At 64.9% G+C, this 16,522-nt stretch carries 15 protein-coding genes; 7 read left to right on the plus strand and 8 right to left on the minus strand.

Translation table 11 applies throughout. From position 1 onward, the window contains the following. Positions 1 to 49: 49 nt before the first annotated feature. On the minus strand, positions 50 to 1,858 hold the full coding sequence (locus NFC73_RS10495; RefSeq protein WP_254749960.1) for an AMP-dependent synthetase/ligase: 1,809 nt from the start codon (positions 1,856 to 1,858) through the stop codon (positions 50 to 52). 179 nt (positions 1,859 to 2,037) lie between these two features. On the opposite strand from NFC73_RS10495, the gene NFC73_RS10500 reads away from it, so the two are divergent. Beyond that, entirely contained in the window at positions 2,038 to 3,126 is a 1,089-nt protein-coding gene (locus tag NFC73_RS10500; RefSeq protein WP_254749962.1) for an ROK family glucokinase, read from the plus strand. Between the two features lie 10 nt (positions 3,127 to 3,136). On the opposite strand, the gene NFC73_RS10505 is transcribed toward NFC73_RS10500, so the two are convergent. Genes NFC73_RS10505 through NFC73_RS10515 form a run of 3 tightly spaced genes read right to left on the minus strand, consistent with a single transcriptional unit; the run spans position 3,137 to position 5,377 of the window. Next, positions 3,137 to 3,772, minus strand: a complete 636-nt coding sequence (locus tag NFC73_RS10505) for a hypothetical protein (protein WP_254749964.1) — start codon at positions 3,770 to 3,772, stop codon at positions 3,137 to 3,139. Next, complete coding sequence (locus NFC73_RS10510; RefSeq protein WP_254749966.1) at positions 3,765 to 4,559, minus strand: alpha/beta hydrolase; 795 nt, start codon at positions 4,557 to 4,559, stop codon at positions 3,765 to 3,767. Before NFC73_RS10510 ends, NFC73_RS10505 begins: the two co-directional genes overlap by 8 nt. Further along, entirely contained in the window at positions 4,556 to 5,377 is an 822-nt protein-coding gene (locus tag NFC73_RS10515) for an alpha/beta hydrolase (RefSeq protein ID WP_254749967.1), read from the minus strand. The genes NFC73_RS10510 and NFC73_RS10515 overlap by 4 nt, the downstream gene beginning before the upstream one ends. Positions 5,378 to 5,488: 111 nt before the next feature. Between NFC73_RS10515 and NFC73_RS10520 the strand changes: the two genes are divergently transcribed. Beyond that, on the plus strand, positions 5,489 to 6,268 hold the full coding sequence (locus tag NFC73_RS10520; protein WP_254749968.1) for a lysophospholipid acyltransferase family protein: 780 nt from the start codon (positions 5,489 to 5,491) through the stop codon (positions 6,266 to 6,268). 71 nt (positions 6,269 to 6,339) lie between these two features. Further along, positions 6,340 to 7,731: a class II 3-deoxy-7-phosphoheptulonate synthase gene (locus NFC73_RS10525; protein ID WP_254749970.1), complete on the plus strand. Its 1,392-nt coding sequence runs from the start codon at positions 6,340 to 6,342 to the stop codon at positions 7,729 to 7,731. Positions 7,732 to 7,782: 51 nt separating this feature from the next. Here the strand turns inward: NFC73_RS10525 and pknB are convergent, their stop codons facing one another. Both pknB and NFC73_RS10535 read right to left on the minus strand, forming a co-directional pair. After that, positions 7,783 to 9,855: a Stk1 family PASTA domain-containing Ser/Thr kinase gene (pknB, locus tag NFC73_RS10530; RefSeq protein ID WP_254749972.1), complete on the minus strand. Its 2,073-nt coding sequence runs from the start codon at positions 9,853 to 9,855 to the stop codon at positions 7,783 to 7,785. A gap of 116 nt (positions 9,856 to 9,971) precedes the next feature. After that, positions 9,972 to 11,381: a LysM peptidoglycan-binding domain-containing protein gene (locus NFC73_RS10535; RefSeq protein ID WP_254749974.1), complete on the minus strand. Its 1,410-nt coding sequence runs from the start codon at positions 11,379 to 11,381 to the stop codon at positions 9,972 to 9,974. A gap of 240 nt (positions 11,382 to 11,621) precedes the next feature. Here NFC73_RS10535 and NFC73_RS10540 point away from each other — a divergent pair, with 240 nt between their 5' ends. Continuing rightward, positions 11,622 to 11,975 carry an Rv2175c family DNA-binding protein gene (locus NFC73_RS10540; protein WP_058929391.1) on the plus strand — a complete coding sequence of 118 codons (354 nt, stop codon included), beginning with the start codon at positions 11,622 to 11,624 and terminating at the stop codon, positions 11,973 to 11,975. Positions 11,976 to 12,035: 60 nt separating this feature from the next. Here the strand turns inward: NFC73_RS10540 and NFC73_RS10545 are convergent, their stop codons facing one another. Both NFC73_RS10545 and NFC73_RS10550 read right to left on the minus strand, forming a co-directional pair. Then, complete coding sequence (locus tag NFC73_RS10545) at positions 12,036 to 13,130, minus strand: polyprenyl synthetase family protein (RefSeq protein WP_254749976.1); 1,095 nt, start codon at positions 13,128 to 13,130, stop codon at positions 12,036 to 12,038. Further along, positions 13,127 to 13,654, minus strand: a complete 528-nt coding sequence (locus NFC73_RS10550) for a hypothetical protein (RefSeq protein WP_254749978.1) — start codon at positions 13,652 to 13,654, stop codon at positions 13,127 to 13,129. The genes NFC73_RS10545 and NFC73_RS10550 overlap by 4 nt, the downstream gene beginning before the upstream one ends. 140 nt (positions 13,655 to 13,794) lie before the next feature. Here NFC73_RS10550 and dinB point away from each other — a divergent pair, with 140 nt between their 5' ends. From dinB to mraZ, 3 genes are all read left to right on the plus strand, one after another. After that, a complete protein-coding gene (gene dinB / locus NFC73_RS10555) occupies positions 13,795 to 14,952 on the plus strand; it encodes a DNA polymerase IV (protein WP_254750279.1) in 1,158 nt (385 codons plus the stop codon). A gap of 264 nt (positions 14,953 to 15,216) precedes the next feature. Then, entirely contained in the window at positions 15,217 to 15,591 is a 375-nt protein-coding gene (locus tag NFC73_RS10560) for an SCO2097 family morphological protein (protein WP_254750281.1), read from the plus strand. A gap of 463 nt (positions 15,592 to 16,054) precedes the next feature. Then, positions 16,055 to 16,483 (plus strand): division/cell wall cluster transcriptional repressor MraZ, encoded by a 429-nt coding sequence (gene mraZ / locus NFC73_RS10565; protein ID WP_254749980.1) that lies wholly within the window; start codon positions 16,055 to 16,057, stop codon positions 16,481 to 16,483. Positions 16,484 to 16,522: the final 39 nt, after the last annotated feature.

Genomic DNA, 16,522 nt, shown 5'->3' on the forward strand with positions numbered 1-16,522 from the left:
AGGGGCGGGAAGTGACCCCGCGCTGTTGTTTGCTGGGGATGGATATCCGCTAGTCGCGCGGCGCGCCGTACATTTCCTCGATGACTGTCTCGAAGTCCTTCATCACCTGGGCCCGCTTCACCTTCATCGACGGCGTCAGGTGGCCGGAAGCTTCCGTGAAGTCCGATGCGACGATCCGGAACGACTTGATGGCTTCCGCCTGCGACACCGAGGCGTTGGCATGCGTGATCAGGTCCTGCACGGCTGCCTTGACCACCGGGTTCTCGACCGCTTCGTCGAGCGTAGTGGTGGCCGGCAGTCCATGCCGCTGGAGCCAGCCCGGCAGCGCCTCCTGGTCCAGTGTCACAAGGGCGCCGATGAACGGCCGGTTGTCACCCACCACCAGGACCTGGGAGACCAGCGCATCCGCCCGGATCTGGTCCTCCAGCAGGGCCGGAACCACGTTCTTACCGCCGGCCGTGACAATGATTTCCTTCTTGCGGCCGGTGATCCACAGGAAGCCGCTCTCGTCGAGCCGTCCGATGTCGCCGGTGCGGAACCAGTCATCGGTGAATGTCTCCGCCATCAGGTCATCGCGCTTGTAGTAGCCGCGCATCACACAGACGCCCTTGGCCAGGATCTCGCCGTCTTCGGCGATCCTGACGGAGTTGCCCGGCAGGGGCTTCCCCACGGAACCGATCTTGATCAGGGCCGGCGTGTTGACGGAAATCGGGGCGGTGGTCTCGGTCAGGCCATACCCTTCAAGGATCTGCAGGCCGATGCCCTGGAAGAAGTGGCCCAGCCGTTCGCCGAGCGGACCGCCGCCGGACACAGCATGGGCCACGTTCCCGCCCATCGCAGCGCGCAGCTTGCCGTAAACGAGTTTGTCGAACACTGTGTGCTTGAGTTTCAGCCCCAGGCCAACGTGCCCGGCCTGGCGGGCTTTGGAGAACGCGATGGCGGTCTCCGTGGCCTTGTGGAAGATGGCACCCTTGCCGCCGTCCTCTGCCTTTGTCAGGGCCGAGTTGTACACTTTTTCGAAGACGCGCGGCACGGCCAGTATGAACGTGGGCTGATAGCTCTGCAGGTCAGCCAGCAGGTTCTTGATGTCGGGGGTGTGCGCCACGGTGGCCCCGGCGGCCACGGCCAGCACCGAAATGAAGCGGGCAAAGACGTGCGCCAGAGGCAGGAACATGATGGTTTTTGCCTGCTCGTTGACCACGTCGCCAAGCAGTGCCAGCGCGTTGTCGGACAGCTCAACGAAGTTGCCGTGGGTCAGCTCGCAGCCCTTGGGCCGACCGGTGGTGCCGGACGTGTAGATCAGTGTGGCAACGTCACTGAGCCGCGCCGATGAGCGGCGGGCCTCAAGGTCGGCGTCGCTGACGTCCCGGCCGGCCTCGCGGACGGCGTCCAGTCCGCCGCCTTCGAGCTGCCAGACGTGCTGGAGGGCGGTGAGGCCTTCCGAAGTGGCCGCCTGCCGGATGATGTCCTCGTGGTGGGCAGCCTCGCCGAACGCGGCCACTGCACCGGAGTCACCAAGGTTCCAGGCAACCTGCGACGGCGATGAGGTCTCGTAGATGGGCACTGAGACGGCACCGGCGAACCAGATGGCGAAGTCGATGAGGGCCCATTCGTAGCGTGTGCGGGACATGATGCCCACCCGGTCGCCGGCTCCGACGCCACTGGCCATCAGGCCCTTTGCAAGGGCTTGGACGTCCGCCAGGAAATCCGTGGCGGAGACGTCCCGCCAGGTGCCTGCGGAGTCCAGCCGCGAGAAGAGTGCCGGGTTGCTGGGCTTGGCTGCCTGCCGAAGCACAAGATCGGTGATGTTGGTTTCCGGTGGGACAACAACCAGGGGCGGAACACTGAATTCGCGCACTATAGCTCCTTTGATATCCATAGACCCGCACAGGGTATGCCTAAAGACTAATACGCCCTGCAACTTGGCCGTGCAGAAATAAACCTACTGGCCAGTAACATAGGAGTCAAAGAGGAGTGGGGCGGCCACGGGCCCGGCCTCCGGCTCTGCCCGCCCCGGGCGGCCTAGAATGAAGCACTATGTATGTAACGCCCCCCGGCGAGCCAGTCGCTCCGCTCCGACGTCCTGCCCCCTGGCGGCGGCGGCCGCTGGGATTGAGGCCCCGGCCCCGGCAAGTGGAAACGTTCCGCGAGCACCTGCGGCTCGGGCGTAAGGGGCTGGCAATCGGCATCGATATCGGCGGCACCAAGGTCGCCGCCGGCGTGGTGGACGCCGACGGAAGGATCCTGAGCGAGGCCCGGCGGTCCACCCCCGGCAGCGACCCGCGTGCGGTAGAGCAGGTCATCGTCGAGCTCGTGGACGAACTGGGAGCCGGCCACCGGGTCTGGTCAGTGGGCATCGGTGCGGCCGGCTGGATGGATCTGGACGGCGGAACCGTGCTTTTCAGTCCGCACCTCGCCTGGCGCAACGAGCCGTTGCGGGCAAACCTTCAGCGACTCCTGCGGCGTCCTGTGCTGCTGACGAACGACGCCGACGCCGCGGCCTGGGCGGAATGGCGCTTTGGTGCGGGGCAGGGGGAGGACCGACTGGTATGCATCACCCTCGGTACCGGTATCGGCGGCGCCATGGTGATGGACGGGCGGGTTGAGCGCGGCCGGTTTGGTGTAGCCGGCGAGTTCGGCCACCAGATCATCATGCCCGGCGGGCAGCGTTGCGAGTGCGGGAACCGGGGCTGCTGGGAACAGTATGCTTCTGGCAACGCCCTGGGCCGGGAAGCGAGGATCCTGGCGCGCGCCAATTCTCCGGTTGCCCAGGAACTGTTGGCCACCGTCGGCGGTGATGCGGAGCAGATCACCGGGGCGATTGTCACCGAACTGGCACTCGCCGGTGACGCGGCCTGCCGCGAACTCGTTGTTGAAGTGGGCGAATGGCTGGGCCTGGGACTGGCGAACCTGGCGGCATCGTTGGATCCCGGACTGTTTGTGATCGGTGGGGGACTCTGCTCGGCAGGTGACCTGCTGGTGGAGCCCGCCCGCAAAGCCTTCGCCCGGAACCTTACGGGCCGCGGCTTCCGTCCGGCGGCCGGCATCGAACTGGCAGCGCTCGGACCCAACGCGGGTCTTATCGGGGCAGCCGACCTGTCCCGCGTCAGCAGCCGCATGCGGTGACGGACGCTCCTTAGACGCGGGCGCCGTCGTCGTTCTCGTCTTTTTCCTGGGGCAGCTTCATGATGAGGTACACCACTGCAAGGATGAACACCGCCACCATGCCCACAATCGCCAGCAGCGGCGCGGACCGCCAGAACATGACGGCCAGCAGCAAGGCAATGGGCGCACCAATTGCGCCAAGCCAGGCAAGCATGGTCAGGGGATCCGTCCCGGCTAGGCTTGGCGGCTCTTCCGGAACGAAGTCCCCGGCGTCGTGTTCCACGCCATAGTCACGCGGGCCGAAGGCGGCGGTACCGTCCTGGCCGTAACCGCCGGTCCCTTCGCCGGCGTCGACCTGCCCGCCGTCACCGGCGCCCGGCGTCGCCGCCTGCCGTTCGGCTGCGGACCGTTCGGTGGGGGCTGTTCCCGCCAGACCCAGCGGATCAAAGTCGCGGAACGTCGCGGACCTGCCCGTCCCGGCCACGGCCTCCGGGCCGGCCGGACCAGGAGTTTCAGGGTCAATGCCCGCGGCGGCGGGCCCCGGGGAGGCGTCCGCTGTGCCGGCCGGGGTGGCAGGTTTCTCTTCGAGCCGGGCCACCAAGTCCAGCCACACAGCATCGTCCTGGTTTGCGCTCTGGTCCGGTGAGCCGGAGTCGGGCCTATTCATGGGCGGTGCCCTCCTGAACCTGGGCTGCTGCCGTGCCGGCAACCACCGCCCGGATGAAGTCGGCGGACCCCTGGAAGATCTCCTCGGCGTCGTTGTCCAGTGTTGCCACGTGGTAGCTGTTCTCCAGGGTGGTCAGTGTCAATGGAGCGTTGGTCAGGCCGCGGCGCAGGGCTGCCACACTCGTGTCAGAGACAACGTGGTCCACGGTGGACCGGAAGACCCGGGTGGGTGCGGTAATGCGGGGGAGCAGGCGGACGGTGTCCTTGAACATCTTGTTCAGCTCGTGGGCGGCAGCTACAGGCGTCCGCGGATAGGCGCCCTCGTCCATCCCGGGCTTGAGGATGTCATTGGCAATGGCCGGGGTGCTCTTCAGGACCAGTTTCAGGATGCCGGCCAGTGGAGCGCGGGGATCATCAATCACCAGTCCGGGGTTTACCACGATCACCCCCGCCACGGGCCGGGTTGCGGCAATTCTCAGGGCCAGGGCACCGCCCATGCTCAGCCCCGCGACGAAGACGTGGTCGCAGTGGGAGTCGAGCTCCAGGTAGGCGTCGTCCAGGGCTCCGTGCCACTGCGGCCAGCGCGTGCGCGCAAGGTCCTGCCAACTGGTGCCGTGCCCGGGCAGCAGCGGCATGCGTACCGCGAAGCCGGCGTCGGCAAGCGACTGGGCCCACGCGCGCAGCCCGTGCGGGCTGCCCGTGAATCCGTGTGAGAGGACCACCCCGATCCGGGCTCCGTCGCCGTTGGCGGTACTGCTGAAAGGGCTGTGGTCCGGTACGCCGGTCATGAAGTCTCCGTGGTGGTGTGAGGTGTGGCGGCGGTTCGGGCTGACGGTGCAGTGCCGGGCGCATGGGCAAGGAAGAAGTCGCTGGAACGGGCAAAAATCTCGGGCGCATCAACATCCAGGGTGGCCACGTGACCGCTGTTGTGCAGGTCCACTACCTCCACCAGCCGTGGGCCCAGACGCTGCCTTAACATCAGGAGTGAGGTGGCCGGCACGACGACGTCCGACTGGGACTTGAATACCTGCACCGGGGCGGTGACCTGGTGCAGCCCGCGGGTGGCTGTGCCGAAAAGCTTCTTGAGCTCGTGCACGGCTGCCAACGGAGTCCGTGAGTAGTCGCCGTCATTGGTGACGTCCGCCGTCGGCTGCTCCTCCTGAAGGGGCAGCGTGGTGCGCTGGAAGTACTTGAGAACGCCGATGACCCGCACGCGGCGGTCGTAGAAGCTGAGGCCGGGATTCACCAGGGAGACGCCAGCCACGGGATGCCTGGCGGCAGTCAGCAGCGCTATGGCGCCGCCCATCGAGAGGCCGGCCACAAAACACTTCTCTGTCCGGGCGCTCAGCTGCAGGTACGCAGATTCGAAAGTCCCGTACCAGTCACGCCAGTTCGAGCGGGCGAGCTGCCGCCAATCCGTACCATGGCCCGGCAGGAGCGGCACTGACACGGCGAATCCCTGGGCGGCGAGGTTCTCTGCCCAGGGCAGGACGCTGAGCGGGCTGCCGGTAAAGCCGTGGCAGATGGCAATCCCGGTGGTGGCATTGGGTCCGTGGCCGGGGTAGCTGAAAGCGGCCGGCCGGGGCGCGATGCTGCTTTCTGTCATAACACCATCGTGTCATTGTTCTCGACAAATCTCACTAGAGTAGGGTTGCACTGCAGTGCCCGCCCGGCCCGACGAAGGGCCGGCCGGCTGGTTTCCGGAGAGGTTCGTCACGTGTTCTATTGGGTCATGAAGAGGATCTTCCTGGGGCCGGTGCTGCGGCTTCTTTTCCGCCCCTGGGTCAAGGGCCTGGACAATGTTCCCGCGCAGGGCGCGGCAATTATCGCCTCAAACCACCTTTCTTTCTCCGACTCCATCTTTATGCCCCTGATGGTCCGCAGACCGGTTGTTTTCCTGGCCAAGTCCGAGTACTTTACCGGCACCGGCATCAAAGGCAGGCTGACGGCCATGTTCTTCAGGCTCACCAACCAGCTGCCCATGGACAGGTCCGGGGGCGCGGCATCGGCTGTTTCGCTCAACGCCGGCATGGATGTCCTGACAAACGGGGGACTGCTGGGCATCTACCCCGAAGGGACCCGCAGCCCCGACGCTCGCCTCTACCGGGGCAAAGTGGGCGTCGCCAGGCTGGCCCTGCAGGCTGGGGTGCCCGTGATTCCCGTGGCCATGATCGGCACGGACAAGGTTCAGCCCATCGGCAAGCGGATGCCGAACATTCGGCGCATCGGCATGATTTTCGGTGCACCCTTGGACTTCAGCCAGTACGCAGACCAGGCGGAGGACCGGCTGGTCCAGCGCAAGGTCACCGACGAAATCATGTTCGAGCTGATGCGGCTCTCCGGACAGGAGTACGTGGACGAGTACGCTGCAGTGGTGAAGCTCCGCCTCACGGGCGCAGCAGCAACCGGGGCTGGGGGCGCCTCCGCGAAACGCGCCGATCCTGAGGGCGGTGCCGAGGGGACTGATGCCGAGGGTAAAGACCCGGCAGCGGACTGACTGTGACGCCGCTCTCGGTACGCGTGACGGTCAGGTGTCCTGAAGCCAGCCGCGCACATTAGTCTTAGATAGTGACTGAGCTATCTGCAAAACCTGCCTTTTCGCTGTCCAGCACCGCCCAGAGCGGAGCAGCCAATTATCCTGGCCTCGATGATTGGCGTGACCTTCCCGTTTCCCAGCAGCCCAGCTGGCAGGACAAGGACGTTTTCGACGCGTCTGTCGGGGAGCTTTCCGTTCTCCCGCCGCTGGTTTTCGCCGGCGAAGTGGACGTTCTCCGGGAACGGCTGGCGGCTGCAGCGGAGGGCAAAGCCTTCCTTCTGCAAGGTGGCGACTGTGCCGAGACCTTCGAAGCCGCAACCGCGGATAAGATCAGCGCCCGGGTCAAGACCATTCTCCAGATGGCAGTGGTACTCACCTATGGCGCAGCGATGCCAGTCATCAAGATGGGCCGGATGGCCGGCCAGTTCGCCAAGCCCCGCTCTTCCAACGACGAGACCCGCGACGGCGTGACCCTCCCGGCGTACCGCGGCGACATTGTCAACGGCTACGAGTTCACCCCCGAGTCCCGTGGCCATGACGCCGCCCGGATGCTCAAGGCCTACCACACGTCCGCCTCCACGCTGAACCTCATCAGGGCCTTTACGCAGGGCGGCTTCGCGGACCTGCGCTCCGTCCACCAATGGAACAAGGGCTTCACCGAAAACCCGGCGCACGCCCGTTACGAATCCCTGGCCCGTGACATCGACCGCGCCATCAAGTTCATGGCGTCCTGCGGGGCTGATTTCGAAGCACTCAAGCGGGTGGAATTCTTCGCCAGCCACGAGGCCCTGCTGCTGGACTACGAGCGCGCACTGACCCGCATCGATTCGCGGACCGGTTTCCCGTATGACACGTCGGCGCATTTCCTCTGGATCGGGGAGCGTACGCGCGAGCTTGACCATGCGCACGTTGACTTCCTTTCACGCGTCCGAAACCCCATTGGCGTGAAGCTGGGCCCATCGACAACCGGCGACGACGCCCTCCGCCTCATCGACAAGCTGGATCCAGAGCGGGAGCCGGGCAGGCTGACGTTCATCACGCGTATGGGCGCGGGCAATATCCGCGAGAAGCTTCCCGCCATTGTGGAGAAGGTGACCGCCTCCGGCGCCAAGGTCCTCTGGGTCACCGATCCGATGCACGGCAACACCGTCACCTCGCCCAACGGCTACAAGACCCGGAATTTCGACGACGTCATTGACGAAGTACGCGGGTTCTTCGAAGTCCACCATGCCTTGGGCACGGTTCCGGGTGGCCTCCACGTGGAGATGACCGGTGACGACGTCGCCGAATGCCTGGGCGGTGCCGATCCGGTGGACCAGGAGTCGTTCCTCGACAAGTACGAGTCGGTCTGCGATCCGCGCCTGAATCACATGCAGTCCCTGGAAATGGCGTTCCTGGTGGCCGGAGCACTGGCCAAGCACTGAGCGCTCCAGTCGGAGACGGACGTCCGCGGGGTGTGGCCGGCAGTCCGCTGGCTACACCACCGTGAGGGTCACGACGGAGCCTTCAAGCACCTTTTTCTTCACCGGGTCCTGATCCCGTACCGTGCCGAAGAAGCCGCCGAGGATATTGTTCACGCGTACCTCGAAGCCCAGCGCACGCAGCGCCTCTTCGGCTTCCTTGGCTTGTTTCCCGATGAAACTGGGGACTTCAACGAGCTTGGGTCCGTCTGAAATGGTCAGCGTCACCGTGCCGCCCTTGGTCAGCGTGCCGGTCGCAGGCGACTGCACGGCAACCGACCCCTTGGGCACGTGCCTGTCGTTGACTTTGTCCTTCGCGACATCGGCCTTCAGCCCGGCCTTCTCGATGGTTTTGACGGCGGCGTCCTCCTCCAGCCCGACGACTGACGGAACGGGGATCGGCTGCGGGCCCTTGGAGACGGACAGGGCTACCGGAGTGCCATGGCGGGCCGGGGTTCCTGCGGCGGGATCCTGGGCCAACACAACGCCGGCGGCAACGGCGTCATCAAATTGTTCAGTGACGGTACCTAGCGCCATTTCAGCCCGGTTCAGGGCATTTTTCGCATCGTCAAGTGTTCCGCCGGTCAGTTTCGGGAGCTCGAACAATTGCGGCCCCTTGGAAACAAACAGGGACACGAGCTGGAACTTCCTGGTCTCTGTGCCGGCAGTCGGGTCGGAGCCCACCACAAGGCCGGACGGAACGTCGTCGTCAAAGACATCGTTGGTACGCGACTGGAACCCCGCATCGCTTAGCAGTTGCTGGGCCTGGGCCACTGACCTGTTGGCGACCGCCGGAATGGTGCCCGGCGACCCGGGGCCCATACCGAAGAACCAGCCGGCTCCTGTGGCAAGCAACGCGATGATGACCAGAACCATCACCCAGAGGGCGCCGCGGCGCCGCGGGTTCCCCTCCCTTAGACTCCGGACCGGGGTCGCCGCAGCCCGGGACCTTGCCTTCTCGTCCTCCCTGTCGAGCTTGCGGCGGGCGCGTTTGCTGAGGGGGATCGCTGCCGGGACGGTGTCTTGAGCATCTGGCCTGTAGTGCGCTTCCGGCCGGAGCTGTTCGCCTGGCCGGTAGTCGGCGTCAGGCGGATACAGGGCATGCGGAGCATGCGGCGGGTGCTGTGGCTGCGGCCGGGAGAAGGACGACATCACGGCGGTGGGGTTGTTGGTGCGGGCGATGATCTCGGTTTGGTTCTGCTGGCCTTCTGGGGTCGCGGCAGGCGGCCTGAGGTCCAGTTCGGCATCCGTGAGGTTGGTCCGGATGTGGCGGAGTTCCTGCAGCAGGGCGTTGCCGTCCACCGGGCGGTTCTCGGGATCGTTTGCGGTGCACCACTGGACGAGTTCATCCACCTCGGCGGCGAGGCCGGGCACCAAGGCCGACGGCGGACCGACCGTTTCATTCACGTGCTTGTAGGCAACCTGGATGGGGACCTCGCCGTCGTACGGCTGCTGGCCGGTCAGCATCTCATAGAGCATGATGCCCACTGAATAGATATCACTCCGGGTGTCAGCCTGCTTTCCCAGCACAAGCTCGGGGGAGAGGTAACCCACCGTACCGATCAGCGTCCCGGTGCTCGTGGACGTCGTTACTGCCCGGGCCAGTCCAAAGTCGCCGATCTTGATCCGGCCGTCGTCCGCGATCAGGACGTTCTCCGGTTTCACATCCCGGTGGATCAGCCCTGCCGCATGGGCTGCGCCCAGTCCCTGCACTACCGGATCAATCAGGGCAAGGGCCAGGCGGGGAGGCAGCGCACCTTTGGATCTGATGACGTCCCGGAGGGTGTGACCCTTGATGTGTTCCATGACCAGATAAGCCGTCTGGCCGTCGTTACCCTGGTCAAGGACCCCCACCACATGGGCGTGCGACAGCTTCGCGGCGGCTTTCGCCTCGCGGCCCAGCCGGTCCAGGAACGTCTCGTCGGTGGCGAGGTGGGGATGAAGGACCTTCAGGGCAACATCGCGTTCCAGCCGAAGATCCGTTGCCAGATATACGGTGGACATGCCTCCGCGCGCGAGTTTGGAGCGGACGGCGTAGCGGTTGTCCACCAGCGTTCCAACGAGACGGTCTGACACTTGTTCCTGCACCCTACGATCCTAATCCCGCATGGAAAAGGGTCCGAACCGACGTGCGGTCCGGACCCTTATCGTTACCCCGTTGGGCCGGCTTCAGCAAGCCCGGGGAATCATGGCGCGGTGGCTCTTTAGCCGAAGTTCTTCTGGTGCGCCTTGATGGCAGCTACGTAGGTCTTGGTGTCGTCGTACATGCCGTATTTGCTGACAGAGTACTGGCCCTGGTAGTACCCCGCAATTGCCGTGTCGAGGTCCTTGCTGGTGGCGATAAGCCGCTTGATGATCGCCACGCCGGCCGTCGCGTTGTCGTAGGGGTCCAGCAGGTTCAGCTTCCGCCCTACAAGGTCTGAGGCCCACTGCCCGGAGGACGGGATGACCTGCATGGTGCCGATCGCGTTGGCAGGTGACACCGCACGCTGGTTAAAGCCGGACTCCTGGTGTGCGAAGGCCAGGGCCAGGGTGGGGTCCACTCCCATCTGGCGTGCCGTGTCGGCCACAATTGCGCGCATCTCGGCCCGGGACGGTACGGGAGAGGCGTTCAGCAAGGCTTTGTTCTCGTTGGCAGAGCTTACAACGGCAGCGGGGTAGGTGAAACCGAGGAAGGAGCTCGGCACCAGCGGGGCGGCGGGCGCCACCGGGGCGGCGGGCGCCACCGGGGCGGCCGGGGCGGCCGCGGTGGACGAAGCGGGCTGAAGGGAGGCGCCGGGAATGACCAGCTTGTTGCCGGGGTAGATGACAGTAGTCATGCTCAGCTGGTTGGCCGCCAGAATGTCCGAGAGCTTGACGCCGTGCCGGGAGGCGATCGCTGACAGGGTGTCGCCGGCCTTGATCGTGTATGAACCGCCGGGAGCGGGAGCGGGAGCGGGCGCTGCGGGAGCGGAGGTAGGCTGCACGGCCGAAGCCGGTGCAGCCGGGGCTGCGGGAGCACCTGCGCCGACTGTGATCTTCTGGCCGGGGTAGATGATGGAGCGCATGTTCAGGCCGTTCCAGCGGAAAACGTCCGACAGGCTGACATTGTGCCGGGCCGCGATGGCGCCGAGCGTATCGCCGGACTTTACGGTGTAGCTGCCTCCGGCGTTGGCCGGAGCGGCCGCGGCAGGGGCCGCAGGAGCCGGGGCGGGGGCGGAACCCGTGCCTGACAGCTTGATTTTCTGGCCGGGGTAGATGATGGTGTTCGGCTGAAGGTTGTTGAGCTTAAGGACCTCGTACGTGTCCAGCCCGAATTTGCCGGCGATTCCGCTGATGGTGTCGCCCCGGGCAATGGTGTATTCCGCGGGAGCCGCCGGCTGCATGGGCTGGAAGGCAGCCGGAATAGTAGTGGAAACCGAGGCCTCCGGGATCAGGGCAGCTTTAGGTTCGGCGGCCTGGGCCTTCATCGCGGCGGCAAGGGTTGCCGGGATAACGCGGGCAGGGGCCTCTGCGGCAGCAGGCTGGGCGAGGGCCAACGACGACAGGACAACCGCAGGAAGCGCTGCTGTGGTGACAGCAATCATGGGCAGGCTCTGCCTGGAGGGCTGCTTTGGCGAGCGGGACGTCGTCATGGAAAGAATCCTCTTCTTCAACTGCCGTGGGCGGGAGATGCGATGTGACTATTGATACTAGTGTTACTTAAGTTATTGATGTTTCAAATGTGATCTATGTGAATCTCTCACGAAAGTTCGCATAGCACAAGAATTCCGCCCCACGCAGAATGAAGAGTTTTATGGAGTGTCGGGCGATTGGCGGCAGTGGCGGCCAATCCCGACTAGGCGGCAGGGCTCCGGCCGTGGCAACCTTGATCCGTGAGTAACGTAGAAAGCCTTGTGGGCGAGTGGCTGCCCCTGCCGGATGTCGCGCAGTTGTTGGACGTTTCGATTACGAGAGTCCATGGCCTTATTGATGAACGCGCTTTGGCGGCCCTGCGGGTCGGGGAGCGCCGGATACGTTCAGTTCCGGCCGCGTTTATCCTGGACGGCCAGGTTGTCGACAGCCTCAAAGGGACCATTGTGGTCCTGGCGGACGCCGGCTATTCCGACGAGGATCTCATCGTCTGGCTGTTTACCCCCGACGAGTCGCTCCGCGGCCGGCCGATTGATGCATTGCGGGAAGGCCGCAAGACGGAAATCAGGCGCCGGGCCCAGACCCTGGCCTGGTAAGCAGCACCGAGGGCACGGACGGCGCCGGGCCCGCGGACGTGGCCAAGCCGGGCGCCAACGTCAGGATGCGCGGCTGACCGTCGCTTCCGCCAGCTTCCGCAGGGCAGTCTTGGGCAGTTCTTCCAGCGGCAGCTGTTCCAGTGCGTCATACGCCGCGGCGCCAAATTCGTTGATCAGCACTTCAGTGGCCTGAAGCGCCCCCGACTCTTCGATGATCCGGCGGATCTCGGCCACATCGGCGTCGCCCAGGTCAGGGCTGCCCAACCTCGCATCGATAAACGCCGATTCTGCGCTTGATGCCTGGCCCAGCGCGAGGGCAATGAGTACGGTCCGCTTGCCTTCGCGGAGATCGTCACCTGCCGGCTTGCCTGTGGTGACAGGGTCTCCAAAGACGCCCAGGACGTCGTCGCGCAGTTGGAACGCCTCGCCCAGCGGCAACGCGAAGGCCGAGTAGCCCCGGAGCAACTCGTCCGGAGCGTCCGCCAAGGCGCCGCCAAGCGCCAGCGGGTGCTCAGTGGAATATTTGGCGGACTTGAACCTGATGATGGACTGTGCCCGTGTCACCGCTCCGGCCCGGTCCCGGACAGGTCCGGCCACTTCCTCGAGGATGTCAAGATACTGCCCCGCCATCACCTCGGCACGCATGAGGTTGAAGATCAGCCGTGCCCTGCTGCCGGCAGCCGCCTGTGCGCCGATGTCCGTGAAGGCCTCCTCGCTGAACGAGAGGCAAAGATCCCCGGTGAGGATCGCGGCTGCCTGCCCAAACCGCTCGCTGTCCAGAGCCCAGCCCTGCGCGTGGTGCAGCTGGCTAAACCGGCGATGCACGCTGGGGCCGCCCCGCCGTGTGTCCGAGCGGTCAATGATGTCGTCATGGATCAGGGCAGCTGCCTGGAAAAGCTCCAGGGCCGATCCCGCCGTCACGATTTCCTGGGCCGCCGGCTCGCCGCCCGCGCCGCGCCATCCCCAGTAGCACATCAGCGCACGGAGCCTTTTGCCTCCGGTCACCAGGTTGGAAATGGAACCCACAATGGGATCGATATCGGGTGATATGGCGGCCATCAGGGATTGCCGCGTGGTGAGGAAGTCTGTCAGCTCACCGGCCACGGCGGCGACGAATGCAGTCTGTTCAACCCTTAGCTGCTCCGAAACGCTCACTTGGCCGACTCAGCAGCCACGTTGGCGCCGATGGTGAACGTGGAGACACCGGCCGCTTCGACGGCGGCGATGTTGACCGTCTCGGAGTCGTTCCGGACGAAGTCCTTGGAAGCAACAGCGCCCACCGCGTCGCCGGGGACGGCTTTAAATCCCTGCGCTTCCAGGTGCTTTGTGTAAAAATCCACGACGGCGGCCGTCGGGGCATTGATGCTTGCCACGAGTGCCGCGGTGGCCGGCGTTGAGGTCTTGTCAAAGCTGCTCGAAATAACCGTGGCGCCGGGCATCAGGGGAAGCAGCGCTTCGGGGAACCCTGCGACGATTGTCCCAACGGTGGCGGAAGTTCCCGGCGACGCCGTCGGACTGGCGGACGCGGTGATGCTGGCGCCGTCCGACGCCGGTGAGGAGGTAACCGGGGAGGATGATGTCACTCCGGGCTCCGCGGGGCTGCAGGCAGCGAGGGCCAGCAGAGCGCCCGCGGCCAGTGCCGCTAATCCTGTTGGCTTAAGACTTCTCATGACGGTCACAGGGACTGTCCTCCTGGTGTTGATGCCGGATTCAGCCTCCAGTTTAGTCAGTACCAACCGATACAATTGCCGGTGTGGGGCCTGAGCGGAACATCCAGTACACCGAAGCGGGTCTTCGTGAGCTCCGGCGTAACTGCATCATGCACGTGGACATGGACGCCTTCTTCGTCTCCGTGGAGCTTCGCACGCGGCCGGAACTTCGCGGCAAACCGGTGATCGTTGGATTTCCCGCGGACCGATCAGTGGTCCTCTCGGCGTCGTATGAAGCACGCGCGTTCGGGGTGAAGTCCGCCATGCCCATGGTGGTCGCCGCCAGGATGTGCCCCCAAGCGGTCATCATTGAACCGCGCCACAAGCTGTACTACGAGGTTTCCGCCCAGCTGATGGAAATCTTCGAGTCCATCACCGATCTCGTGGAACCGCTGAGTGTGGACGAAGCCTTCCTGGACGTCGGCGGCGCCATCCGCCGGTTAGGACCCCCGCGCGTCATCGGTGAATTGATCCGGCGCCGGGTGGCTGCCGAACTGGGCATTACGGCCTCCGTGGGCATTGCAGCCAGCAAGTTCGTGGCCAAGATTGCGTCCACGCGTTGCAAGCCGGACGGGCTCTTGCTGATTGGACCCGACGAGACAGTGCCCTACCTCCACAGCCTGCCTGTCGGGGCCTTGTGGGGAATCGGCGCGAAGACTACTGACGTCCTTGCCCGGATGGGCATCCGGACGGTGGCGGACGTGGCGGCCACGCCGGTGTCCTCCCTCAAGAAAATGCTGGGCGCCACCGGTGAGCACGTATACCGTCTGTCGTGGGGGATCGATCCGCGGCCTGTGACCCCCGTGAGGCTCGAGAAGAGCATCGGGGCTGAGGAGACGTTCGCCGTGGACACGGGCGATCACGCGCTGATCGCGCGGGAGTTGCTGCGGCTTTCCCACCGGACGGCAGGGCGGCTGCGGAGTTCGGGGATGGTGGCACGGACGGTGGCGTTGAAACTCCGCTACGCCGACTTTTCCACCATCACCAGGAGCCGCACTGTGCACACACCGGTCGACAGCGCCCAGCTGATTTATGCCGTGGCCATCCAGCTCTTGGAGTCATTGGGGAGCCGTCCCATGACTGTGCGGCTGGTTGGCATCCGGGCTGAGCAGCTTGAAGACACCGCCAATACGTCCCTCCAGCTGAGCCTTGACCGTCGGGATGACAACTGGCGGGCAGCAGAACAGACCCTGGACGAGGTCAGCCGGAAGTTCGGAAGCAAATCCGTCCTCCCGGCGAGTCTGCTGGATTCCGGAAACGGGTCCTAGCAGGACGCCGGCACGCTGCCTGCGGGTTTCAGGGAGGTGATGGCCGTCTTTCAGAACAGCCCCCGACAAACTATCCTTATATGTACATAGTTCTCAGTTATTGCCGGACTTCTTGGACATGCTGCAGTTCCAATGGCCCGTATGCCGGTGTTCGCGTTCCGCCATCGTCGGCGGGGCGGGAACCTCCCGGGCATGTCGGTCGTTATCGGAGCAGTAGTACGGGATGGGACCAGCCCGGACGTTGGCCTACTTAAGGAGGTCGTGATGCCGCTCTCGGAGCACGAACAGAAGCTGCTGGAGCAGCTGGAGAAGCAGCTGCACGAGGACGATCCGAAGTTCGCGAATTCCATGGGTTCGGATCCCGGGCGGACGTGGTCCACCCGTCACATCGTGATTGGGGTGCTCTGCGCCCTCGCGGGGATCGCCGTGCTCCTGGTCGGCGTTACAGTCCCGAACATCTTTGTCGGTGTCCTGGGCTTCGTGGTTATGGGCGCAGGTGTGTACTTCGCCACTATGCGTAACGCGTCCGGTGGCAAGCAGCGCTCCGCATCTGGCGCTGGTAAGTCCGGGAAGCCCCGGAGTTCCTTTATGTCCAGCCTCGAAGAACGCTGGGACGAGCGTCGCCGCGACGAATCCTAAGGCAGCGCCTGCGGGAACGGTTCCACGGCGATAGGCCGTGCCGTCCTCCATTTCCCTCCCCACGGTCAGTATGACCGCAGCAGAAGACCCGCCCCGGCGGGTCTTCTGCTTTTAACCCGGAGCCAGGTAGCGCCGGGGGTCTGTTGAGCGCCCAAGCCGGCTACCGCTGCTACCTCGTTTGGGGAGCCCGGGGACCGCGGACCCGCGGCCCGCGTCAGATGAGAGCCCGACGGCGGCCTGGCACCGCCGTCGGGCAGTCAGGTTCGCGCCGAAACAGCGCCGGGTCCTCCACTTCCATCCACCGCCCGCTCCCGCGCCATTTGGGGGACAAGGGCCAGAAATGGGGGAATATTGGCCTGTTTTGCGTTGACTGTGGTGGAAAGTGGAGTAATGTGGAGGACATAAGAGGGTAGTTGCAACACAGGGGATGTGCAGTTCCTGACGGCAGACAGGCGGTGGGCCAGTGTTTCTGGGCACACACTCGCCACGTCTGGACGAAAAGGGCCGAATTATCCTCCCTGCGAAGTTCCGTGAGGAGCTTGCCAGCGGGCTTGTTCTCACCAGGGGACAGGAACGTTGCATCTACGTCTTCAGTGAGCAGGAATTTGCACGTGTCCACGAGCAAATGCGGGAGGCGCCCATTTCCTCCAAGCAGGCCCGGGACTACATCCGCGTCTTTCTCTCTGGAGCCTCGGACGAGGTACCTGACAAGCAGGGGCGCATCACCATTCCGGCCGCGCTCCGGGAGTACGCAGGCCTCGGCAGGGAACTGGCCGTTATCGGTGCAGGAACCCGGGCCGAGATCTGGGATGCCCAGGCATGGAACGAGTACCTCGCGGAGAAGGAAACAGCCTTCTCCGACACCGACGACGCCATTCCGGGGATCCTGTGATCACCTGAGCGGCCCGGCGGACGCTTCTTGAACGAGATC

Origin of the sequence: Pseudarthrobacter humi (assembly GCF_024294965.1) — a bacterium.
Classification (GTDB): domain Bacteria; phylum Actinomycetota; class Actinomycetes; order Actinomycetales; family Micrococcaceae; genus Arthrobacter; species Arthrobacter humi.

What these genes read in the sequence shown, in the direction of transcription:
- NFC73_RS10500 (WP_254749962.1), top strand. Translation starts at nt 2,038, where the DNA reads ATGTATGTAACGCCCCCCGGCGAGCCAGTCGCTCCGCTCCGACGTCCT.
- NFC73_RS10505 (WP_254749964.1), bottom strand. Translation starts at nt 3,772, where the DNA reads ATGAATAGGCCCGACTCCGGCTCACCGGACCAGAGCGCAAACCAGGAC.
- NFC73_RS10510 (WP_254749966.1), bottom strand. Translation starts at nt 4,559, where the DNA reads ATGACCGGCGTACCGGACCACAGCCCTTTCAGCAGTACCGCCAACGGC.
- NFC73_RS10515 (WP_254749967.1), bottom strand. Translation starts at nt 5,377, where the DNA reads ATGACAGAAAGCAGCATCGCGCCCCGGCCGGCCGCTTTCAGCTACCCC.
- NFC73_RS10535 (WP_254749974.1), bottom strand. Translation starts at nt 11,381, where the DNA reads ATGACGACGTCCCGCTCGCCAAAGCAGCCCTCCAGGCAGAGCCTGCCC.
- dinB (WP_254750279.1), top strand. Translation starts at nt 13,795, where the DNA reads ATGCACGTGGACATGGACGCCTTCTTCGTCTCCGTGGAGCTTCGCACG.
- NFC73_RS10560 (WP_254750281.1), top strand. Translation starts at nt 15,217, where the DNA reads ATGCCGCTCTCGGAGCACGAACAGAAGCTGCTGGAGCAGCTGGAGAAG.